Annotated in this window: 19 protein-coding genes; 4 read left to right on the forward strand and 15 right to left on the reverse strand. The window is 55.2% G+C overall.

Annotated features, from left to right (window positions below; translation table 11 throughout):
* Nucleotides 1-63: 63 nt before the first annotated feature.
* The 10 genes from dnaK to gpr form a co-directional block, all read right to left on the reverse strand.
* Complete coding sequence (gene dnaK, locus PSTEL_RS19245) at nucleotides 64-1914, reverse strand: molecular chaperone DnaK (protein ID WP_038697832.1); 1851 nt, start codon at nucleotides 1912-1914, stop codon at nucleotides 64-66.
* A 191-nt stretch (nucleotides 1915-2105) separates the two neighbouring features.
* Nucleotides 2106-2681 (reverse strand): nucleotide exchange factor GrpE, encoded by a 576-nt coding sequence (gene grpE, locus PSTEL_RS19250; protein ID WP_038697834.1) that lies wholly within the window; start codon nucleotides 2679-2681, stop codon nucleotides 2106-2108.
* Between the two features lie 48 nt (nucleotides 2682-2729).
* Nucleotides 2730-3761 carry a heat-inducible transcriptional repressor HrcA gene (gene hrcA, locus PSTEL_RS19255; RefSeq protein WP_038697836.1) on the reverse strand — a complete coding sequence of 344 codons (1032 nt, stop codon included), beginning with the start codon at nucleotides 3759-3761 and terminating at the stop codon, nucleotides 2730-2732.
* Between the two features lie 221 nt (nucleotides 3762-3982).
* A complete protein-coding gene (locus PSTEL_RS19260; RefSeq protein ID WP_038697838.1) occupies nucleotides 3983-6637 on the reverse strand; it encodes a cation-translocating P-type ATPase in 2655 nt (884 codons plus the stop codon).
* A gap of 185 nt (nucleotides 6638-6822) precedes the next feature.
* Nucleotides 6823-7326 (reverse strand): N-acetyltransferase, encoded by a 504-nt coding sequence (locus tag PSTEL_RS19265; protein ID WP_281176722.1) that lies wholly within the window; start codon nucleotides 7324-7326, stop codon nucleotides 6823-6825.
* Between the two features lie 91 nt (nucleotides 7327-7417).
* Nucleotides 7418-8599 (reverse strand): radical SAM family heme chaperone HemW, encoded by a 1182-nt coding sequence (hemW, locus tag PSTEL_RS19270; protein WP_038697840.1) that lies wholly within the window; start codon nucleotides 8597-8599, stop codon nucleotides 7418-7420.
* 194 nt (nucleotides 8600-8793) lie between these two features.
* Nucleotides 8794-10608, reverse strand: a complete 1815-nt coding sequence (lepA, locus tag PSTEL_RS19275) for a translation elongation factor 4 (RefSeq protein WP_038697842.1) — start codon at nucleotides 10606-10608, stop codon at nucleotides 8794-8796.
* 131 nt (nucleotides 10609-10739) lie between these two features.
* Nucleotides 10740-11390, reverse strand: coding sequence for a hypothetical protein (locus tag PSTEL_RS19280; protein ID WP_038697844.1), 651 nt, complete (start codon nucleotides 11388-11390; stop codon nucleotides 10740-10742).
* Between the two features lie 55 nt (nucleotides 11391-11445).
* Nucleotides 11446-12816, reverse strand: coding sequence for a stage II sporulation protein P (locus PSTEL_RS19285; RefSeq protein WP_038697846.1), 1371 nt, complete (start codon nucleotides 12814-12816; stop codon nucleotides 11446-11448).
* Between the two features lie 287 nt (nucleotides 12817-13103).
* Nucleotides 13104-14108, reverse strand: a complete 1005-nt coding sequence (gpr, locus tag PSTEL_RS19290) for a GPR endopeptidase (RefSeq protein WP_038697848.1) — start codon at nucleotides 14106-14108, stop codon at nucleotides 13104-13106.
* A 200-nt stretch (nucleotides 14109-14308) separates the two neighbouring features.
* Here gpr and rpsT point away from each other — a divergent pair, with 200 nt between their 5' ends.
* The 3 genes from rpsT (at nucleotide 14309) to PSTEL_RS19305 (ending at nucleotide 16153) form a co-directional block, all read left to right on the forward strand.
* Nucleotides 14309-14581, forward strand: a complete 273-nt coding sequence (rpsT, locus tag PSTEL_RS19295) for a 30S ribosomal protein S20 (protein WP_038697850.1) — start codon at nucleotides 14309-14311, stop codon at nucleotides 14579-14581.
* A 195-nt stretch (nucleotides 14582-14776) separates the two neighbouring features.
* On the forward strand, nucleotides 14777-15370 hold the full coding sequence (locus tag PSTEL_RS19300) for a TetR/AcrR family transcriptional regulator (RefSeq protein ID WP_038697852.1): 594 nt from the start codon (nucleotides 14777-14779) through the stop codon (nucleotides 15368-15370).
* A 15-nt stretch (nucleotides 15371-15385) separates the two neighbouring features.
* Nucleotides 15386-16153, forward strand: a complete 768-nt coding sequence (locus PSTEL_RS19305) for a glycosyltransferase (protein WP_038697854.1) — start codon at nucleotides 15386-15388, stop codon at nucleotides 16151-16153.
* Here the strand turns inward: PSTEL_RS19305 and holA are convergent.
* From holA to PSTEL_RS19330, 5 genes are all read right to left on the reverse strand, one after another.
* Complete coding sequence (holA, locus tag PSTEL_RS19310) at nucleotides 16150-17181, reverse strand: DNA polymerase III subunit delta (RefSeq protein WP_038697856.1); 1032 nt, start codon at nucleotides 17179-17181, stop codon at nucleotides 16150-16152. The two genes, PSTEL_RS19305 and holA, sit on opposite strands and share 4 nt — an antisense overlap.
* Before the next feature lie 326 nt (nucleotides 17182-17507).
* Complete coding sequence (locus PSTEL_RS19315; protein ID WP_038697858.1) at nucleotides 17508-18761, reverse strand: anti-sigma factor family protein; 1254 nt, start codon at nucleotides 18759-18761, stop codon at nucleotides 17508-17510.
* Nucleotides 18758-19306 carry an RNA polymerase sigma factor gene (locus PSTEL_RS19320; RefSeq protein WP_038697860.1) on the reverse strand — a complete coding sequence of 183 codons (549 nt, stop codon included), beginning with the start codon at nucleotides 19304-19306 and terminating at the stop codon, nucleotides 18758-18760. The genes PSTEL_RS19315 and PSTEL_RS19320 overlap by 4 nt, the downstream gene beginning before the upstream one ends.
* Before the next feature lie 418 nt (nucleotides 19307-19724).
* Complete coding sequence (locus tag PSTEL_RS19325) at nucleotides 19725-20906, reverse strand: IS110 family RNA-guided transposase (protein WP_038693101.1); 1182 nt, start codon at nucleotides 20904-20906, stop codon at nucleotides 19725-19727.
* Nucleotides 20907-21253: 347 nt separating this feature from the next.
* On the reverse strand, nucleotides 21254-21904 hold the full coding sequence (locus tag PSTEL_RS19330; protein WP_038697862.1) for a bifunctional 2-keto-4-hydroxyglutarate aldolase/2-keto-3-deoxy-6-phosphogluconate aldolase: 651 nt from the start codon (nucleotides 21902-21904) through the stop codon (nucleotides 21254-21256).
* A gap of 339 nt (nucleotides 21905-22243) precedes the next feature.
* Here PSTEL_RS19330 and PSTEL_RS19335 point away from each other — a divergent pair, with 339 nt between their 5' ends.
* Nucleotides 22244-23191 (forward strand): sugar kinase, encoded by a 948-nt coding sequence (locus PSTEL_RS19335; protein ID WP_038697864.1) that lies wholly within the window; start codon nucleotides 22244-22246, stop codon nucleotides 23189-23191.
* Nucleotides 23192-23220 lie beyond the last annotated feature (29 nt).

The following is a 23220-nucleotide window of genomic DNA, read 5'->3' on the forward strand; positions in this document are numbered from 1 at the left end:
GAAAGCCAAAACGCGGGATGACCCGGTTTTGACCTTCCCTGAGCACTGCCTTGTCGTTTAACTTTATCCTTGATTCTTCTCGTCGTCAACCACTTCGTAATCCGCGTCGACTACATTGTCCTTATTGGCGCCAGCGCCTGCACCGGCGTCAGCCGCGCCTTCGGCTCCCTGCTGGGCCTGAGCCGCTTGCTCGTAGAGCTTTACGGACAGCTGCTGCACGATTTCGGTCAGCTCGGCCGTAGCCGCGTTGATCTCGTCGAGGTTGTCGGATTCCAGCGCTGTCTTGACCTTGTCCTTGGCCTGGTTCGCCTTCTCGATCTCGGAAGCATCGACCTTGTCGCCCAGATCCTTGATGACCTTGTCGGTGGAGTATACGAGCTGGTCAGCGTTGTTCTTCGCTTCAACCAGTTCCTTGCGCTTGCGGTCTTCTTCCGCATGCAGCTCGGCGTCCTTCATCATCTGTTCGATATCGGAATCGCTCAAGCCGCCGGAGGATGTGATCGTGATCTTCTGGCTCTTGCCGGTGCCCTTGTCGGTAGCGGATACGTTAACGATACCGTTGGCGTCGATGTCAAAGGTAACTTCAATTTGCGGTACGCCGCGCGGAGCCGGCGGAATGTCGCTCAGCATGAAGCGTCCCAGCGTCTTGTTGCCGTTAGCCATCTGGCGTTCGCCTTGCAGGACGTGAATCTCAACGCTCGGCTGGTTGTCCGCGAACGTGGAGAACACCTGCGATTTGCTCGTCGGGATCGTCGTGTTGCGGTCGATCATCTTCGTGAATACGCCGCCTGCTGTTTCGATACCGAGGGACAGCGGAGTTACGTCAAGCAGCACGACATCCTTGACGTCGCCTGTCAGTACGCCGGCCTGAACGGCAGCGCCCAGCGCTACGACTTCGTCAGGGTTAACGCCCTTGTGAGGCTCTTTGCCGGTCAGCTTCTTGATGGCTTCCTGAACGGCAGGGATACGAGTCGAACCGCCGACCAGTACGATCTTGTCGAGATCGGCAGGCGTCATGCCTGCGTCGCTCAGCGCCTGGCGGGTTGGTCCCAGCGTGCGTTCTACGAGATCAGCAGTCAGCTCGTCGAACTTCGCGCGGGTAAGGTTAACTTCCAAGTGCTGCGGCACGCCGTCTACAACGGTGATGAACGGCAGGGAGACGGTTGTGGTAAGTACGCCGGACAGTTCTTTCTTCGCTTTCTCGGCAGCGTCCTTCAGACGCTGTACAGCCGCTTTGTCCTTGCTGAGATCGATGCCCTGTTCTTTCTTGAACTCGGCAACGAGGAAGTCGATAATCTTCTGGTCGAAGTCATCGCCGCCCAGACGGTTGTCGCCGCTGGTCGCCTTAACTTCGAAGAAGCCGTCGCCCAGTTCCAGGATCGATACGTCGAACGTACCGCCGCCAAGGTCATAGACCAGGATTGTCTGATCTTCGGATTTCTCCAGACCGTAAGCAAGCGCGGCAGCCGTAGGCTCGTTGACGATACGGAGAACTTCGAGACCTGCGATTTTGCCCGCGTCCTTGGTTGCCTGGCGCTGGCTGTCGTTAAAGTAAGCCGGAACCGTGATAACCGCCTGGGTGACCGTCTGGCCGAGGTAGGCTTCCGCATCGGATTTCAGCTTCTGCAGAATCATCGCCGAAATTTCCTGAGGGGAATATTCTTTGTCGTCGATGTTTTCCTTATGGTTGGAGCCCATATGACGCTTGATCGAGATGATCGTGCGGTCCGGGTTCGTGATAGCCTGGCGCTTCGCTGTTTCGCCGACGATGCGCTCGCCGTCCTTCTTGAAGCCTACAACCGAAGGGGTTGTACGCGCACCTTCAGGGTTAGGGATAACGACGGCTTCGCCGCCTTCCATTACAGCCACGCAAGAGTTCGTGGTTCCAAGGTCGATACCGATAACTTTGCTCACTTTGGTAAACCTCCTAAAAGTTATTGTGATGAGATACTCGAATCGAAACGCTGGATGGTGCAATATATAGACAGATACAATCATTCTGATCTCTATATTGTTGTTTGAAGATTGCTCCATGAATTTATGCAAAATGCTCACATCAATATCGCCGGAAAGCTCCGGCGATATTGATGTTTGCAATAAGCAGTTTACATGCTGACTTTAACCATGGCGGGACGAAGCACTTTGCTCTTGAGCATATAGCCCTTCTGAACTTCCTCCGTCACGATGCCTTCTTCATGCTCATCGCTCTCTACCTGCATGATCGCCTGATGGAATTCCGGATTGAACGGTTGTCCCACCGTCTCCATAGGAGTAAGCCCTTCGGACTTCAACGCTCCTTCCAGCTGGCGGAAGATCATATTCACGCCTTTGGTGAACGCGTCGCCTTCCTCTCCGCCCGGGGCCGTAGCCAGCGCCCGTTCGAAGTTGTCCAGCACCGGCAGCAGCTCCGTCACCAGCTTGGATGTGGCATACTGCGCCAGATCTTCCTTCTCTTTCAGGGTGCGCCGGCGGAAATTGTCATAGTCGGCTTGTACGCGCAGGACGCGCGCCTGATATTCGTCGGCAAGCTCCTGCAGGCGCTTGATCTCGCCTGCTCCGGCAGTTTCATTATCATTATTAACGGCAGCTTCGGCCTGCTCGGCCGCGCTCTCCTCATTAATGGCGTTTTCTTCGATAATCTCTTCGTTCACGCCCGAATCTTGAACCTGTTCCTCTTTCAAGTCTGTTCACCTCCTTAAAATACTGACGGCAATCGGTATGCACTAACCTCACTTATACCAATGTCCCAGCAGCTCTGTCAAATCTCGGGACAAAACGCCCAAAATTCTCATAACCCTCGCGTACTCCATCCGGGTCGGACCCAGAATCCCGATGCTGCCGACCGCTTCGCCGTCAATGGAATACGTCGCGGTGATCAGGCTGCAGTCCGCAAAGGCTTCATGTTTGTTCTCGGTACCGATACGCACCTGGATGCCGCTGCCGTAGGCGGCGGGATCGAGCATCTTGAGCAGTGTCGGCGTCTCCTCCAGCAAATCAAGGATATCCTTAACCTTCTCGACATCCCTGAATTCCGGCTGAATCAGCATGTTGGTCGCGCCGCTGAGATAGACGCGCGGCTCCGAATCGCTGTCGAAGGCCGTGTCCAGCATCTGCATGAGTTCCTCGTAGTGCGAGATGTGGCGCTGCATTTCCTGGCCGAGCTCCGAATAGAGGCGGCTCTTCAGCTTGTAGAGCGGCACACCGATCAGCTTGCTGTTGAGCAGGTTGACTACCTTCTCCATTTCAGAGATCGAAATTTCCGGAGGGATGTTCACCTTCCGGTTCTCAACCTGTCCGGTGCTGGTCACGATAATCGCGACCGCGGTCCGGTCGTCCAGCGGCAGCAGTTGAAAATGCCGCAGGGAAGTATGAAAAACCTCCGGTCCCAGAAGGATGGAAGTGTAATTCGTCATATTGGATAGAATCAGGGCCGCATGCTGGATCAGCTGCTCGGTGGCATTCAGCTTCTCGGCGAAGAAAGCCCGGATCGTCTTCGTCTCGCTGAGATCAAGAGAGCTCCACGGAACCAGATGGTCTACATAGTACCGGTAGCCCTTGTGCGAGGGAATACGCCCTGCCGAAGTATGCGGTTGTTCCAGAAAGCCAAGCTCTTCCAGATCGGCCATTTCGTTGCGGATGGTCGCGGGACTGTACTTGACATCGCCGCGCTTGGAAATGCTGCGCGACCCAACCGGCTCGGCCGAGCGAATATAATCGTCCACGATGGCATTCAGTATCATTCTCTGGCGTTCGCTTAACATTATGTCCCCCTCCTAACCGCCTGCGAAGATGTTCGTTAGCACTCGTCACAGTTGAGTGCTAACCGCTATTACAAAAATACCAAAAGGGCGGGAGCATTGTCAAGTAAACGGACTGTCAATCCGGGAGGATTTTGCAGGCTTTATGAAAGTAACGCCGGCGCCCTCGGTGGACGCCGCACGTATGATTAGCTTGCAACAGGAATATCCCTGCACCGGAATCTTCAGGAAGTCATGGCCTTGGTACGCCGCGCGGCATTACCCGCGAACTTGATCAGCTCCATCAGAATAACGGCCGCCAGAGCGAGTCCGGCTGCTGTAAGGCCGTGCTCAAGCCCGAACTGCTCCGGTATGGAGAAGAAGCGGCGTACGCCCGGCAGAACGGTGAACCCATACAGACACAGACATAGAATAACCGCCCCGGCAACGTACCGGTTGCTGAAGAAGCCTGCCTGGAATGCAGTCTGCGAGTTGGAGCGGGCCGCGAAGGTCTGAAGGGTCCGGGCCAGAATGAGCGTGGAGAACGCCATGGCGACGCTCATTTCCTCGGAATGCTGCATGCCGATATACTGGGAGATGATCACCGCCCCGCCGATCAGCAGACCGCGCACAATGACGACCCGGAGCGTTCCTCCGGCGAAGATGCCTTCCTTAATGTCGCGGGGCTTGCGCCGCATGACATCCGGCTCAGCCTTCTCCATCCCCAGAGCGATGGCAGGCAGCGAATCGTTGACCAGGTTAATGAAGAGAAGCTGAATTGCCGTAAAGGGATTGATCCAATTCAGGACAAGAGCGACCAGAATCGCGATAATCGCTCCCAGGTTCCCGGCGAACAGATAGGCAATGGCCTTCTTGATGTTGTCAAAAACAGTGCGCCCGACGCCAACCGCTTTGACAATCGATACGAAGTTGTCATCGGTCAGGATCATCGCCGCCGAATCCTTGGCGACATCCGTTCCGCTGCCCATAGCCACACCGATATCGGCCTGCTTGAGCGCCGGAGCGTCGTTGACGCCGTCTCCCGTCATCGCTGTTATGGCACCTCTATGCTGCCATGCCCGAACAATGCGGATCTTGTTCTCGGGGGATACCCGGGCGTATACGCCGATCGACTCAAGTCTCTTCTCAAGCTCCTCATCGGACATTCCGTCCAGTTCCCTGCCAGTGACCGCAATATCATGCTCCGACATAAGACCGATATCCCGTCCGATAGCTTGTGCGGTGGTCTTGTGGTCCCCGGTGATCATAATCGTCCGGATGCCAGCTTTATTTGCATCCGCAATCGAATCGTATACCTCCTCGCGCGGAGGATCGATCATTGCCGTCAGACCGACCAGGATGAGATGCTGCTCATCCCCGGTCCCGACAGCTCCGTCTTCGATATGTTTGTAGGCATAGGCCAGCACACGCAAGGCGCGTCCCGAGAACTCCTCATTGGCCAGCATGAACTCCGCCCGAAGCTCATCGGTCAGCGGCACAGTGTCTTCGTTCAGCAGCACGTAGTCGCATCGTCCGAACAGGACATCAGGTCCGCCTTTTGTCAGCAAGGTCCGCTGACCGTCGAAGGAATGCACGGTGGACATTAGCTTCCGGTCGGAGTCAAAAGGGATCTCCGCCTCCCGAGGGAAGCTGTCGCGGATTTCCCGGTAATCCTTGTTCTTGCTGCCGCTGAAGGCGATCAGCGCGACCTCCGTCGGATCGCCGAGCGCTTTTCCCTCCTCATTAATGTGGGAGTCATTGCACAATACAGCGATATGCAGCAGACGCCGCTCACCGGTCGACCATTCCTTGTGATTCTCGGGGAACAGCTCTCTTTCGGTACGGGGCAAAAAATAATCCACCACCGTCATTTTATTCTGGGTCAGGGTGCCGGTCTTGTCGGTACAGATGACGCTGGCGGAACCTAGCGCTTCCACAGCGGGCAGTCTGCGGATGATCGCATGCTGCTTCGCCATCTGGTTCGTGCCGACCGAGAGAACGATCGTCACGATCGAGGACAGGGCCTCCGGAATAGCGGCGACGGCGACCGCCACAGCGAACATCAGCGCGTCCAGAACGCCTGCCGTCAAATCCGCTTCACCTCTCGACAGCCAAGCTCGCAGTGCTTCGATGCCGAAGATCAGTATGCACAGCACCAGAATGACGAGACCGAGCCTTTTTCCGAAGCTCTCCAGCTTGCGCTGCAGAGGGGTAGCCTTCGCTTCCGCGCTTTCGATCAGACCGGCGATCTTTCCGATTTCGGTATCTCCTCCGGTCCCGGTCACCACGAAGCTTCCCCGGCCATAGACGATGAGCGAGCCGCTGAACACCATATTGCTCCGGTCCCCGAGCGGAACCTCCTCCTCAATAACTCCGGACTGCTTCTCTGCGGCCTCCGATTCTCCGGTGAGCATGCCTTCCTCCGCCTTGAGGCTTTCGCCTGTAAGCACCCGTCCGTCCGCAGGCACATAGTCACCGGCCTCCAGGATGACCACATCGCCCTTCACCAGCTCACGCGCCGGAATCCGCACAGTCACACCGTCTCGGATGGCTTTGGCCTCGGGGGCCGCCAGCTGCTTCAAGGCATCCAGCGAGCTCTCCGCCTTCTGGGTCTGCACGACGCTGATTACGGCATTCAGCACCAGAACGAAGACGATAATCAAGGTTTCAACCAGATGCCCGAGCACGGCTTGAACAGCGGCAGCCACCAGCAGCACGATTACGAGCGGGTCCTTGAAATTTTCCAGAAAAAGCTTCCAGACCGGGACGCGCTCCCTTCCCTTCAGCTCATTATAGCCATCCCGCTCCAGTCTGGCGCGAGCTTCCCAGCCGGAAAGCCCTCCGCTATCGCTCTTCACCTGCTCGAGCACTTCCGCTGTGCTCCTTCGGTAAAATTCCATTCCATCCCCTCCATTCGGTATCTCTACCCTGCTTGAAACTTAGGTTGTCCTTTCTACATGTTATTACCCATTGAAAGCTTCAAGCCAGTTGAAAAGATCCACAATCCTGTGAAAAAGCACAAGCCAAAAAGCCGCCTGACCGTTAGCATGCGCTAACAGACAAGCGGCTGTGTTCATCCATTCACTTAGATCATTTTCAATACGGCGATTTCATCGCAAGCATTCTGCTTGGAGCAGTTCACGCAGTCCGTCCATACTTTCTCCGGGAACACTTCTTTATCGACCACGGAGAAGCCGTTCTTCACGAAGAAGTTCACTGCATACGTCAGCGCCATAATCTTCGGAATCTGCTGGTGCTGGGCTTCCTTGATCAGTTCTTCCACAATCATGGAGCCGATGCCCATGCGCTTGCATTCATCCCGAAGGCCGAGAGAGCGAATTTCAACCAGATCGGTGCCCAGACGGCACAGCGACCCGCAACCAACTACCCTACCGTCGATCTCCGCAACAACGAACTGATCGATCTGCCGTTCCAGCACCTTGCGTGAACGGGGCAGCATAATCCCGCGCTCAGCATACTCCTCGATCATCTGGGCCAGCGGTTCAACGTCCTCCAGAATAGCCTTTCTGCACACGATGGCCGTGGCGGACTCGGTCTCTACGGGTTTGGGTTGCGACTTGGTTATCACTGTCTTCACTCCTCCATCAAATAACTATGAATAAATATACATCATCGTGAATGAGGATTCAAGCGTTTATTTTAAAAATTAGCATTGTAAATCAAACTTCTGTTAACACGCCTACAAATTCCCCAAACACATCGTTCCCGAACAAAATTCCCTGGCGGCTGAGCCGATACACGGCGCCTTCTTTCTCAAGGAGGCCGGCACTCGTCATCTTATGCAGCTGCTGTCCGAAAATATCCTCCATTGCCACTCCGAATTGCTCCCGGAAAGCCACGGTCTGCACGCCCTCCAGCATCCGGAGGCCCACCATCATGAAATCCTCCATCGCTTCTTCCCGGGTTACCGGAGTCGCATGCAGGCGGGGCAGTCCGTTCTTGATCGCGTCGACGTAGGCGTTAACGCCTTTTACATTCATATGCCGCATCCGCCGGACATACCCGTGAGCTCCCGCTCCTAGCCCGTAATAATCCTCGTTCAGCCAGTAGGTTATATTGTGCCGGCTGCCCATCCCCGGCTTGGCGAAGTTGCTGATTTCATACTGCTCATATCCCGCCTCACTCATGGAGTCCATCAGCAGCAGGTACATCGCCAGTTCATCCTCCTCGTTCGGGAGCGGCAGCTGGTTGCGGTTGTACAGCGTATGAAACAGCGTATTCTCTTCCACCTTCAAGCTATAGATCGAATAATGGGGAAGTCCGAGCGCCAATGCAGCCTTTACGCTGCCTGCCAGCATCTCGACCGTCTGGTTCGGCAGACCGAACATGAGGTCGATCGACAGATTCTCAAACCCGGCGGCCCGGGCATTCTCCAGACTGCGGTACACATCATCTGTATTGTGAATCCGGCCGATTCCGCTCAGCAGCTCATTCTGAAACGCCTGAACGCCGAAGCTGACCCGGTTGACGCCGCCTTCTCTCATCACAGCCAGCTTCTCGGGATCGGTTGTGCCGGGATTGGCCTCCATCGAGAATTCAATATCCTCCGACCAATTGGGAAAATGCCTTTTCACCGACTTCAGGAAATATGCCATCTCATCCGGCTTCAGCACCGTCGGCGTACCGCCCCCGACAAATATAGTCTTGATCTCGCCGGGCGGATTCTCCAAGACTGTCAGCTCCATCTCCCGGTCCAGGGCGCGGAGATAATCCATGACCGGCTGATCCTTCAGCACATAGGAATTAAAATCGCAGTAAAAACATTTATTCGTGCAGAACGGAATATGAATATATACCGCTTCAGGCGGACGAGCGCCCGTGCGGTCTGTATGAGTTGTCATCTAGCTGTCCTCCTTGATATAGATAAGGTCCATAATTTTGAAAAGGGAAGCCGCTGGCGGCTTCCCTGGAATAAGCTGCGATATTAACGCCGACGTACCGGCAACTTCGAATCTTGCTTAAGGCCTTCATGCCGGATTACCCGGCTTCAGACTGCGGCGCCCGTTAATAGAGGGCGACCGCTTCAAACATCGTGCTACTCGTCGATCTTGAGCACGGCCATGAACGCTTCCTGCGGCACCTCGACGCTGCCGACCTGCTTCATGCGCTTCTTGCCTTCCTTCTGCTTCTCCAGCAGCTTCCGCTTACGCGAAATGTCGCCGCCGTAGCACTTGGCAAGCACGTTCTTGCGCATCGCCTTGACGGTCTCGCGGGCGACGACCTTCGTGCCGACGGATGCCTGAATCGGCACCTCGAACATCTGGCGCGGGATGATGCCGCGCAGCTTCTCACAGATGATGCGTCCGCGGTTGTATGCGCGGTCGCGATGCACGATGAACGACAGGGCGTCAACCTGCTCGCCGTTCAACAGAATGTCCATCTTCACGAGATTCGACTGCCGGTAGCCCGACAGCTCGTAATCGAAGGAGGCATAGCCCTTCGTACCGGATTTCAGCTGGTCGAAGAAGTCATAGACGATTTCGGACAGTGGAATTTCGTACGTAATCGTAACCCGGTTCGAATCGAGGTACTCCATGTTGACGAATTCGCCGCGCTTATTCTGGCACAGCTCCATCACTGTGCCGACGAAGTCGTTCGGCACGATAATGCCCGCTTTGACATACGGCTCTTCAACGTAGTCGATTTTGCCGACCTCCGGATAGTTCGACGGGTTGTCGATCTCAATCATTTCTCCGTTTGTCAACTTGATGCGGTAGATAACGCTCGGCGCCGTCGTGATCAACGGAAGATTGAACTCGCGCTCGATCCGCTCCTGAATGATCTCCATGTGCAGCAGTCCGAGGAAGCCGCAGCGGAAGCCGAAGCCGAGCGCGCTCGACGTCTCGGGCTCGAAGCTCAGGGAAGCGTCATTCAGTTGCAGCTTCTCCAGCGCTTCACGCAGATCGTTGTAATCCGAGGTCTCGATCGGATACAGACCGCAGTAGACCATCGGATTGATCTTGCGGTAGCCGGGCAGCGGCTCGGCTGTCGGATGTTTCGCATCCGTCACGGTATCGCCGACCCGGGTATCCCCGACATGCTTGATGCCGGCTACGATGAAGCCTACATCGCCAACATTAAGCTCGTTCACGATGCTCATCCGCGGCATGAATGCCCCAACCTCGATAACCTCGAAGGTTTTGTCGGTCGCCATCATCTTGATCTTCGAGCCGGCCCGGATGCTGCCGTCCACAACACGGACGTAGACGATAACACCTTTATAAGGATCATAGTGGGAGTCGAAGATCAGCGCCTTCAGCGGCTGATCGGGATCGCCGGTTGGCGGCGGAACCTGCTTGACCACCTGCTCCAGAATTTCCTTGATGCCGATGCCCGCCTTCGCGGATGCCAGCACCGCCTCGCTGGCGTCCAGTCCGATAACATCCTCGATCTCCTGCTTGACCCGCTCGGGATCGGCGCTCGGAAGATCAATCTTGTTGATGACCGGCAGAATCTCCAGATTGTTGTCCAGCGCCAGATAGACGTTGGCCAGCGTCTGGGCCTCGATGCCCTGGGCGGCGTCAACAACGAGTAGCGCGCCTTCGCAGGCCGCAAGACTGCGCGACACCTCATAGGTGAAGTCGACGTGTCCCGGCGTATCGATCAGGTTCAGCAGATACTCTTCGCCGTCGTCCGCGCGGTAAGACAGCCGGACCGCTTGCAGCTTGATCGTAATGCCGCGCTCGCGCTCCAGATCCATCTGATCGAGCACCTGATCCTGCATTTCACGGGAGCTCAGTGCCCCGGTGTATTCCAGAATCCGGTCGGCAAGCGTTGACTTGCCATGGTCTATATGTGCAATTATCGAGAAATTGCGGATTTTTTCTTGTCGTTTCTGAACGTCAGTCATTCCTTACCCCCACAGACAGCCTGTTGTTAATCACCTTATTATAGCAGTACAAGTCCCACCCAGCAATCCGGCGGGAGCTGAGGAATTTTATGTTGGTGCCCTGTCAGCGGCGACAACGCCGGATTCAGAGACTAAGGCTGCTGCGAGGAATCGAACAGGGAGACGACCCAGCGGATGCCTTTGCGCGAAGCGTTCTGAAGCATGCCGGCCGTCTTGTCCGCCAGCTCGTCGATGGCGGGCTCCTGCTGATCCGGCACCAGAATCTGTCCGGGAGTCAGCGAACCGGGGCTGACAATCGGCTGCTGCGGAGCCGTTTCGGCGGAGCTGCTGCCCTGCACCGGTTGCTGCGGAACCGTGCCAGAGGAGCTGCTGCCCTGCACCGGTTGCTGCGGGATCGTGGCTGCGGAGCTGCTGCCCTGCGCAGGCTGCTGCGTGACGGCGGAGCCGCCGCTTCCTGCCTGCTGCTGAATTGCAGCCTGCCCGGAGCCGGACGGCTGCTGGACATAGATCGTCTGTCCCGAGCCGGACGACGACGGAACAAGCGTGACCGGCACATAGACGTATCCGCCTTTGCCATCGCTCTGTACCTGATAGCCGGTAATGGCGCCGCTATTCTGGGTTCCGGCCGCCGGAACGGTGTTCGCGGCAGTGCCGGAGATGACATTCCAGCCGGGAACGGGTGAGGAGGAATTCCCGCCCGTTCCGCCAAGCTGCATCCCTACCAGTATTCCGATTCCGGCCCAGATTCCGAAGGCCGCCAGCTTTTTTCCGAAATGTGACATGTCCCCACCCTCTCCCTGCATCCGTAGCTGCCGTTCATTCGCTTTATTCAATCGACTAATTCGCCTCGCCCGCTCCGCCTTCCGCTCCCGCCGATCCGCCTCCGGCTGTTCCGTCTTCCGTCTTCGCGTTCGCTTTCTCCGCCTGATGGCTGTTCCAATACAGGTCCGCGATGGCATCCGCCAGCACCTCTGCTGTAGCTTTCAGCTCGGCCTCCGTGTTGTCAATGCCGCCAACCTCGATCAGGACGCTGGTCGGAGACAGCGATTGATTATATTCGCCATTATTGCCCTTGCCCGACGATTTACCCCAGATGCCCCGGGACAAGCCTGGATATTTCTTCTCCAGCAGCTTGTGGATGCTGTTCGCGAACGCCTCGTTCTCCTTCCAGTCCTTATTCGCGCGTCCAAGGATAAAATAAACCTGCGCGTAGGATTTGCCGTTAATCACCGTTGTCGTCTTGTCATATCGCTGGGAGTCACGGTGAATGTCGATCAGCTCCGTCATCCCTGCATGCTCGCTCATCGCCGCCTTCACCGTGGCCCGGGAATATTTATAGGAATAATTCCAGTTGTAATCCGCAACCTCAGTGGCATAATCATCTTCGGTGTGCAGGGTGCCAATGCCCCGTTCTTCCAGCCTCCGGGCAATATACGAGCCTACCAGCATCACATTCTTGTCGGGGTCGGCGGAGCTCGGATTGTCGCTCTGCAAGCTCAGCAGCGGATTATAGGCTTCCCGCGGATGGGAATGGTAGATCATGATCCGCTTGTCCTGTCCTTCCTGATTTTGCTGATTGGGCTGATCCGCATTGCCGTTGGCTGCCGAAGCCGATGGCTCGGGCGCCGCGCTCTCTGCGGGAGAGCCTGCCGCTGCGCCTTCGCCATTATCCCCGCCTGTGCCGTCTCCCTCGCTGCCGCCGCCCGTCTGCGGCTGCGGAGTCGCCTGCGGCTGGGCCGTTTCTCCCGCGGCTCCATCTTGTCCGGGATGGTAGTCGGCCGGGGCTCCGGGCGTTCCGCCGGAGCCGCTTCGCAGCAGCACGGCGTCATCCGCCGCCATGCCGGGCAGCTCGCGGGACAGAAGACTCTTCGGATCGCCGGGGTTCACGCTCGTCAGAAGCTGAAAGACGAAGCTCGTAACCTTCTCGCCCGAGAGAGCGGAAGGCTCCTTCGTTTCGGGCAGATGCGGAACCTCCATCCCGAGCAATTCCTTGAAGAGACCGGCGGACAAGGATGCCGCCAATCCTTTCATGGAAGGCAGCGGAGAGTTGTCCAGCTTCTGACCCGCCATTCCTCCGGCACCCAGCAGCAGAAAGAATACGAGGGACCCGCAGGCAAGCAGCAGCATTGTTCGGCCGAGCGCTAGCGCCTCCAGCGCTTTGGCGCGCAGCCGGGCGAAGTTCCATAGGCGAAACCATTTTCTGTCCATTATCGTTATGTCCTCCTCAGGCTCTCTGTAATCTCTTATACTTCAAATCTATGAGGCAATGAGAGAAGCTAGAACGCCGGAAGAAGATTAAAAAAATAGCCCCACAAAGGAGGCTTCGTCTGTGAAGTGAATTCAGGCACTTCGAGGGTGCTCGGATACGCTTATCAATTCTCTGTACACAAAAAATAGAACGGGCCGCATGCCCGCTCTATGACCAGACTGATTAAATGATTAATCCGGATGCTAGCGCCGCGCCGAATACCTTCATCCGTAGGGGAAACTGGCATTCAGTGCGTATAGGCTCCCGCATTCCCGGGGTCGACCGCCTCATGCAGCGCCGCGTTCAATCCGGTCGCCACAACGTTCGCGATGTCCTCGATGAATTCATCGATTTCCTTCGGCGTCACGATCAAATCATGTCCGAGCGGTTCCAGCACTTCCTTGACCAGGGCGAGCCGCTCCTGCTCGGTGATGCTGTCCAGCAGCCCCATAATCTGCTTGGAGCGTCCTTCCGCTCCGCCGAAGTGATTCTTCATCATCTCCAGCACATTGCCGACGATGGTGGAAGCATAGCAGACCGTCGGCACGCCGATCGCGATGCAGGGGACGCCCAGTACCTCCTTGGTCAGCCCACGGCGCTTGTTGCCGATCCCCGAGCCGGGATGGATGCCGATATCGGCAATCTGGATCGTCGTGTTGACCCGCTCCAGCGACCGGGAAGCCAGAGCATCAATCGCGATAATGGCGTCCGGCTTCGTCCGGTCCACGATGCCCTGGACGATTTCGCTCGACTCAATTCCGGTTAATCCCAGCACGCCAGGAGCGATGGCGCTCACATTGCGATACCCCGGCGACACCTGGTCGGGCATCAGCTCATAGAACTGACGGGTAATCAGCGCGTTCTCCACGACAAGCGGGCCCAGCGAGTCAGGTGTCACATTCCAGTTGCCAAGCCCGACGATCAGGACAGAGGCGCCCTGTCCGATTCCGATCCGTTTCATAAAAGCCTCGAACTCCCGGGCGAACACCTCCGATACTTTCTCCTGCAGCCCCGAATCCCCGCCGCGCAGGCCAGGAACCTCCAGAGTGACATAATTACCGATGGTCCGGCCGATTCTCTGCGCCCCTTCCTCCGATCTCACGCCAAGCCGGGTCACTTTGATTCCCTCCGATTCCTCCACTTGTTCGTCCACTCCGGGTATCGGCTGGTTTCCGCCAAACCCCTGAGCCAGCTCTTTGGATTCAATCGCCAAATCGGTACGCGCCGAGTACAGCCGCAGATCCAGTTCCATTCGTGAAAAGCCTCCTGTCTGGTTTAGATGGCATAGACTTTCTTCTATGTCCTAGTGTGCGGGAGGAGGTGCCTGATTATTCAGAGAATCCGTGCGAAATTGCGAGGTTTTAATGTTGCATTTTAAGATGGCGCATGCTAAACTATTTTAAGTTGTGAATCATTTGATGATTTCCGAATGCCTTACAGGAGGTGAATGCAATGCCAAACATTAAATCCGCGGTAAAACGCGTTAAGACAACGGAAAAGCGCCGTGCGCTGAACATTTCTCAGAAGTCCGCTCTTCGTACAGCTGTTAAGGCTGCTGACGTAGCGCTGGAAGGTACGGAAGTACAAACTGCTCAAGCTGCTTTCCTCGCTGCTTCCAAAAAGCTGGACAAGGCCGTTAGCAAAGGTCTGGTTCATAAGAATGCGGCTGCCCGCAAGAAATCCCGCTTGGCGAAGAAACTGAACGCTCTGTCCGCTCAAGGCTAAGAGCTTCCATAATGCAATGTGAAGAACCTGACCGCTCCGAAGCGATCAGGTTTTTTTGTGCTGTGGTAGTTATATGCAGCTGTGGTTATTCACCGTTGAAATTCTCTGATTTCGCTGGACATTTTTGGATATTGGTTGTATGCTGATCGCATACCGACCGTTCGGTTTGGATTAGGTTGAAAGGAGCTATCAGTCATGGCGGACAAACCGCGATCTTACGATGCTGTTCAGACCCGGGAGGGCATACTCAGCCACGCCAAAGTCCTCTTCTCGAAAAAAGGATACGGCGGCGTTTCGATCAGCGATATTTGCAGGGCAGCGGGCTGCAGCAAGGGCAGCATCTATCACCATTTCAATAGCAAGGAGGATCTCTTCATCCAGTTGGCCAGATCCGCTTTCGAGAGCTCCTGGGATGATTGGGATAAACGCTCTGCAGGCTATGCTTCCGCATCCGACAAGGTACATGCATACGCCGAGCAGTTCGCCAGACACGCGAACCTCTCGCTGACCAAAGCCGGTGAAGATTTCATCTCCTCCCTCCCCGCCGGCTCCGAAGCTCTTGAGTCCTTCACAAAGATTCTGACCGGTTACGTGAAGCGCTTTGAACGATTGATCGAGGAAGGGATCGACAGCGGTGAATTCAAGTCCAGCAATGCTGCTGAGACAGCGTTCATTCTGCTGAGCTGCTATTCGGGGCTTGCAGGCAATGTGCGCATGATGGACAAGGAAGAAGCTGTCAAGCTGTACCGGACCGCGGCTGGCATCCTGCTTGACGGCATCCGACAATGAGGAGATGACCCAGATATGAAGCCGCCTATTTTTGCAGATTCTGAGGATCGGGAGCCTATTCTATTCTCCGTTATCATTCCCGCGCATAACGAGGAGAAGTACATCGGGGCTTGCCTTGACTCGATTCACGCAGCCGCAAGCAGTGTGGGCAAGAGGACTGAAGTGATCGTCGTCCTGAACCGCTGCACGGACAGCACGGAAGCAATCGCCCGTTCCCGGGGCTGCGTCATCGTTAAGGATGACCGCAAAAACCTGTCGCAAATCCGCAATAGCGGAGCGGCCGCCGCCAGTGGGGAAACTCTGGTTACCATCGATGCAGACAGCCGAATGACCACAAATCTACTGGAGGAAGTGCAGCGCCTCTTGTCCACGGGCCGGTATGTCGGAGGAGGCTCAAGCGGAAGATTCGAGCGGATGAGCCTCGGCATCGCGGTCTCCGCGGTGAGTCTTCTTCTGCCGATGGCCATTAAGTACGGCGCGATTTCGGTCGGCATCTTCTGGTGCCGCAAGCAGGATTTTGATGCGATAGGCGGATTCGACGAGAAGCTGCTAATGGCCGAGGATGCTGATTTTGCCTGGAGGCTCAAACGTTGGGGCAAACGCTCCGGCTTGAAATACGGCATGCTGACCAAAGCCTGGATGATAACCTCCTGCCGGAAATTCGACCGTGAAGGAGACTGGTATTTGTTCAGGCATCCCCGGCTGGTCCTTGCCTATCTGAAGGGAACCGACCGGGACCGCGCCGAACAGGCCTACTACGAGAATCAGGGAGATAAACCTTAAGCCGTTCTTCCTGCTCCGAGCCGCAGCATGAACAGCTCCAGCCCGAGCACCTTGTCGATTCCGCCGGTCTTCATCTGGTAATCGAGATCGGCCAGACGGCTCAGGATTTCCTTGAGCTGAGCTCCGCCGAATTTGCGCGCCTGCTCGGCCGCCAGTTTGACGGCATAGGGATGAAGCCCGAGCCGCGAAGCGATCTGTCCCTGCGCATAGCTCTGCTCGGACAAATCCTTGACCTGCAGGATGATCCGGAACTGCCGGGTGATCAGCGCCGCGATCTTGATTGGCTCCTCCCGCTGCTTCAGCAGCTCATGCAGCGTCCCGATCGCATTGTCCAGCCGAAGGTTCGCAATATCCTCCACCAGCGCGAAGACGTTCTGCTCCGTTCCGCGCGGGACCAGGCTCTCCACATCCGCAGAAGTAACGGTCCCGCCTCTGCCCGCGAACAGGCACAGCTTGTCCATCTCCCCTGTTAAAGTCTGCAGCCCTGTGCCGGTGCTGGCAATCAGCACCTCGGGCATTCCCGGAGCGGGACTGCAGCCGCGCTCCCGTATCCCTTTCTCCACCCACTTGAGCAGTTCGTCTGCTCCAAGCGGGCTAAAAGCCAGCACGATCCCGGCTGTCTTCAGCGTCTTGACGATTTTTTTCCGTTCATCGAGCTTGTCGCCGTTCACCAGAAACACGATTACGCTGAAGTCTGCAGGGCTTGCCAGGTAATCCTGAAGCGCCTCGATCCGGTGATCGAGCTTCGCGTTATCTCTGCCCGCTGTGAACAGCGCGGCGTCCTTGACGATGAGCAGCTTGCGCGGCACCATAAAAGGCACCGTCTCGGCTTCCTCGACCACAGCCTGAATGGGCGTCTCGGACAGGTCGAACGGAATAACCGCAAAATCGCGGTCTTCCTCCGTAATCAGTTCCTTTTCGATCAAGGACACGAACTCATTCATCCTGAATTTTTCACTTCCATATAAACAATAGACAGGAGCAAATTTCCCCTGTTTGATTTCCTTTGCTGCCGTTTTGGCATCCATTCGCAGGCTGCTCCTTCCCTGGTGCGGCTGCCGCACCGCCCGTTCTTCGTTTCATTATTGTAGCATATACGGAGAGCTTGCGTCCCCGAGATTGTCCCGCCCTAACAGTAGCAGCAAAAGCGGAGAAGCCCGGCCACTTCTCGCCGTAACTTCTCCGCCTTTACGCGGCTCATCTATATAAACGACAGCACGCGAGGCTCTAGAAACCTCTATGCTGCCGGTCATACGATGCCTTATTATAGGAACCTGCCGCTCTTCCCGCAGCAATTCCTGTCCTTATGCTTTATTCTATTCAGACCGTCTTCCGAATGTGACACTTCCGCCGCTTATTTTGTTGACGCCGAAGGAGATGAAGAAGTAGAGGGAGAAGCCGTCTGCTCCGGTGAAGCCGTGCCGGAAGCGGCCGGAGCCGGCGTATCCTCCGTTATGATATAGGACGAACGCTTTTCGCTGCCGTCCGTGTTCGTCACAAAATCGAATCGCTTGCCGTCACCAGACCATTCGCCCGACACCCAGGCTCCCTGGAAAGGAATCGTCGAGACAGCCTGTCTGCCTGCTGCATCCCCGTCATTCAACCTGTAAATAATCAAGTTCTGTCCCTCCAGAACAGCCGTATAACGGCCATCAGGAGAAGTCCAGGTATTGGAATCCTGCACCTGCGAAGGCGCGATCGCCATTATCCCCATATCGCCGCTCAGGCCGAGCTCCTCGCTGCTGTGCGGCTGCTCGCTGGCAGCATTCTTCTCGGAAACGCGGTCTCCAGCAGCACCACTGAGCATCGTGCCCGCTTCCTGCGAGGCCTCAGGGGTCTTCGCTGGAGGAGTTGGCGCCGTCTTCTTGGAGACTACATTCTTTCTTATTTCCGCACTTGCTCCGTCCGCTGCGCTGCCTCCCTTGCGGTCAGCCTTCTCCGACGAATTGGCTTTAGGAGTTGGAGTCTGTTCGGCCGGAGCCTGATCAGATGAGTCTTCCGCAGCAGGGCTGACTGGAGAGGTTAAGGAGTAGGCTTCCGCCGGTGACGCCTCCTGGGCTGACTCGCCGCCTTCAAATTGCTTGAGTTTCGCCGATCCGGCCGGCAGAGCGCTATTGCTGTTCCCGGCAATGCTATTTGATGCTATTCCTTGGTCGTAAGTCTGGGCGGATGACGCTTCGTCCTTCATCATCTTGTCAACTTGCGCATCCGGTATTTGTTCCGGCATGTTCAGCACTGCGATCCCGAGCAGCAGCGCCGCCGCTGCCGCGCCGATCCCGAAGCGCGCAGACAATGAGGAGCTTCTCGGCTTGCGCGAAGCGCGGCGGCTCATTTCCTGAACCTGCGGCTCCGATGCCAAAGATGCAGCTTCCGCCGCTGTTTCCCGGTCGATTACATCCAGCTTCGGCAGAATGGAGTCCACCAGACTGAAAGGCGGACTCACATCGGGAAGGCTCTCCAGCTCGCTTGAAAGCGCGCTGAGCCGTTCGAACATCTCCGCGCAGGAAGGGCAGTCATCGATATGGCGGAACATTTCAAGCGCCTCGTCCCTGCTCAGATCATGATCCAGATAACGGTTCATCCATTCCATCACCTCCGCGCAGTTCATCCCGATACACCACCTTTCTGATACTCCTGAAGTCTGTTCTGAAGCTGCTGCCTTGCCCTGAACAAGTATGATTTCACCGTGTTCAGCGGCAGATCCAGGCAGTCCGCTATCTCGTTATATGAAAAATCCTGAAGGTACCGCAGGACGATTACCGTCTTGTGATGCTCCGGAAGCTGATCGATCGCCTCCCGGATGTCCTGCGCCAAATAGCCCGAGAGAACCTCCCGCTCTACGTTCTGCTTATCCTTGAACACCATTTCATGCTCATCGATGGAGACCGTCGGTTTGGTCTTCCTGAATTTATCGATGCATATATTGGTCACGATCCGCTGAACCCATGTCTTGAACTGAGCCTTTTCCTCGTAGGAGCCGATTTTGGTATAAATCCGGATCAATGCTTCCTGCGAGGCGTCCAGCGCATCCTGTTCATTATGCAAAATGTAAAAGGCTGTTTTGTACACATGGCCTTCAATTTCTCGCAATAGGGTGATTAGAGCGTCGCGATCGCCCGATTGAGCGGCTCTGATGAGTCCCTGCTCCACCACGAAGGTTCCCCCTCTCTATGCAATCTCACAGACGTGAGAGACTGCTGAATTGTTGCATGCTGTAAGCCCAAACAATGTGCCAAATTATTGAAAACGCATGAAAATAACGATTGCCGCGCGAATTGACGCACTTTTTTAAGCATACAAGGAATCGGCGGGGCAATCAAACTCATTACCAGTTCAATTCCATTACAAATTTGACACCTGGTGTTTGGACAAAAAATCCCCCGAACGGCGTCCTGCGGCCGACTAGCGTCCAGCGGGAACAATTAAGCCTACTGGATGCGCAAAAAACACAAAAACCAGCTAATACTTGTCAAGCTTTTTGCTCTTGGTCTGCAAATGGTTTGTTGGTATACTATTTTATGAGCATGACAAATAACCTTCATGAGTAAAGGATATTTGGGGAAATATGGATTTAAGGGTTATAGGGCTGGTTCTTACTGAGGATGGCGAATATGTGATGAAGAAGCTTGTTGGCGCAAGCGATCACGACCACCTTGTAAGCCTTGCCCTCTTTTCTTTTTCTATCATAATAATCTCGAAGCTTACGGTTGATGCTCCCGCGTATCCCACACTGTACCGCTAAATATAAAGCACGTCGCAGTCTCTTGGAACCACGTTTCGTGATCTTCGAGCTTGTCGCCTTAAACTTCCCTGAGCTGAATATGCCAGGGTCTAAGCCTGCAAAAGCAACGAGTTGTTTCGGGTTTTGAAACTGTCCTACGTCCCCTATTTCAGCGACAAGGGCTGCTGCAAGCTTATCTCCTACGCCAGGTATACTCTTCATTAGTTCTACTTCGTGGAGACTGGATGCCATCTTCTCCATTTGCTTCTCCAATGTACTTAGCTGCTCCGAAAACTGAAGCAATAAGCTAACCATACCGTGCAAAGCAACGCTTTGAGAAGAACTTCTCCTCTGCTTTTTCCAATGCGTCAGCACTTCCTGGAGCCGTTCGGCTTTTTCTTGAACCCAGCGTTTCGACCGCGACTTCCCTGCGCCACTGTTCTCGATGATCTGATGAAGATCTCCCGGTTCTCCCTCCAGACAACGCGCCAGCACCTTTAGAGACGTAACCGAAAACAGATCCCGAAAGACCTTCTCGTACCCCGGGAAAACCTGATCTAATAAAGCTCTGGTGTTTAACTTCGCCTGCACAAACATCCCCGTCACAAACTCATGTTGCCGGGTCACATGCTGCAACTCTGTAAACGCTTCGTCCCATATACGATGTGGTGTAACGTCTCCGCGGTAATACATATCTGCTAAATGCCATGCATCTGCAGCATCTGTTTTAACCTTGCGCAGTTGCGTTCCTTTGGCCCGTTTCGACTGCAACGGATTCACGATAAAGTACCTCCAGCCGCCACGCTCCAGATACGCTACCAGTACCCGGTGGTAGTGCCCTGTCGCTTCCAAAACCACTACCGGAGTACATTTTGTTGTCTCCTGCAACTCCGCGAGGAGCTCCCCCAACCGTTCAAGCCCGTGCTCCTCATGCGACAGGCTTTCTGCCCTTCCATAAGGTTCGTTTCGTCTCGTAAAGGCTTGAAGCACACTAAACCCTTTTGCCACATCCACACCTATAACTGGTTCCATAACAACCTCCAAATAAAAGATTTACCGGCTATCCCACGATGGTTCCAAACCCATAGCTTCGCTTGTGATGCGAGGTCAATAGCCTCTACCAGCTCAAACATGGTCATTGGAGGTCGTGGGAGAACAGTTTTTGTGACGGGGTCATTGCCCCTAAAACCACCACGTTCTCCCGGCTTCCTCATCGTAAAACGACCATAAAAAAAGGCCAACCAGTAATTACTGGCTAACCTGATAATACGAAAACCTCCGTCTCCCGGCTCGGCAGGACGAAGGTTTATCTGAAGATTTCAATCGGAGCTTCCAGTGCAGTGTTCGTCAAGCTTCTATATAAAAGAAGAGAACAGACGCTATTTGGCGGAGGCCGCCTTGATTTCTTGAAACTTCGCTACATATTGGGAAGCTAGCTCGGTGATCCGGTCGTAACGGCCTTCCTTGGCCGGAGCCGTCAGATTGCCGCCGATGCCGACGGCTACGCAGCCGCCTTTGATCCATTTCTCCATGTTCTCCAGATCCACGCCGCCGGTAGGCATGATGTTCACATGCGGCATCGGCCCATTGACCGCCTTGACGAAGTCCGGCCCGAAAGCGCTGCCCGGGAACAGCTTCAATATGTCTGCGCCAAGCTTAAGGGCTTCCTTCATTTCACCCAGCGTCAGCGTCCCCGGCATGTAAGATACGCCGTACAGGTTGCAGGTTTTGGCTGTCTCTTCATCAAAGGAGGGGCTGACTACAAACTCGGCTCCGGCAAGGATCGCGATGCGGGCTGTAATCGGGTCCAGAACCGTTCCTGCTCCGATAACCGCCTTGTCCCCGTAAGCTGCAACGAGCTTCTTGATGGCAACGTCCGCTTCCGGAGTCGTGAAGGTTACCTCGATATTGTTCAGTCCGCCTTCAATACAGGCTTCGGACATACGGTAGGCATCCTCTGCATTGTCCGCGCGAATGACGGCCACGACGCCGGTGGACAGAAGGTTTTGCAGCACCTTAAGCTTTTTCATGGATTATATGCCTCCTGATAAACTTTTGATAAACTCTATTAATAATCTTATTTACAAAAGTTTAGTAATCAAATGATATTTCCAGCTACTCAAATAGTAATAATAATTATCCCGGTAGTCAATGCCCTTTAAGCTATTTGCCGATATAAAAATTAGAAAACTATGAAAAAAACGTTGATTTATAAAGGTTTATAAAATACTAATCAATATTAACCCATAATTTTTTCACAGGAGATAAAAGCATTATTCTTGTACAAAACCGATTTATGTGATACTTTCAATTCATAATGAGCTTAAGTTAGAGAAATCTCCCCTTTTTCCCTAAGGAGGAACTAATCAATGGATAAACATTTGGACGTGGTCACATTCGGTGAGCCTATGGCGATGTTTTGCGCGAATGAAACCGGACCGCTTGATGAAGTCACCGCCTTCTCCAAAGCGCTGGCGGGTGCAGAGAGCAATGTGGCTACCGGGTTGTCGCGTCTGGAGCACCGGGTCGGCTATGTAACGAAGCTTGGCGAGGACAGCTTCGGCAGCTTTATCATGAAAGCTTTGAACAAAGAGGGGATCGACACCTCCCGCATTACGTTTACAGGGCAGCGCCGGACCGGGATGCTGGTCAAATCGAAGGTTGAGAGCGGCGATCCGCAGGTGGAATACTTCCGCAAAGGCTCGGCAGCCTCCACGCTCAGCCCCGAGGAATTGGACAAAGCCTACTTCGCATCCGCCGGACATCTGCATGTGACCGGCATCTCTGCAGCCTTGTCGCCGGAATGCCAGAAATTCTCCGAGCACGCCATGGCCTTTATGCGGGCCCAAGGCAAGACGGTATCGCTTGATCCGAATCTTCGTCCTTCCCTCTGGCCGGACCGGCAGACGATGGTCGATACAATCAACAGCCTGGCGGCGCGCTGCGACTGGTTCCTGCCGGGCCTTGCCGAAGGCAAAATCCTGACAGGCCTCGATACGCCGGAGGAGATCGCGTCTTACTATTTCAAGCTCGGCGTTTCTCTCGTTGTCATCAAGCTGGGGCCGGAAGGCGCCTATTACAGGTCGGCAGACGGCAGCGAAGGGATAGTTAAGGGCTTCAAAGTGGAGAAGGTTATCGACACGGTCGGCGCCGGCGACGGTTTCGCAACCGGCGTCGTCAGCGCGCTGCTGGAGAAGCTTCCGACACAGGAAGCGGTCAGACGGGGAAATGCGATCGGCGCTTTGGCCGTCATGTCGCGCGGCGATATGGACGGCCTGCCGACACGGGAAGAGCTGGCGCGTTTCATGAACCGGTAAGGAATCACTTCATTTGGGTTCATCCCTTC

The sequence above is a fragment of the Paenibacillus stellifer genome, from assembly GCF_000758685.1.
GTDB lineage: Bacteria > Bacillota > Bacilli > Paenibacillales > Paenibacillaceae > Paenibacillus_AQ > Paenibacillus_AQ stellifer.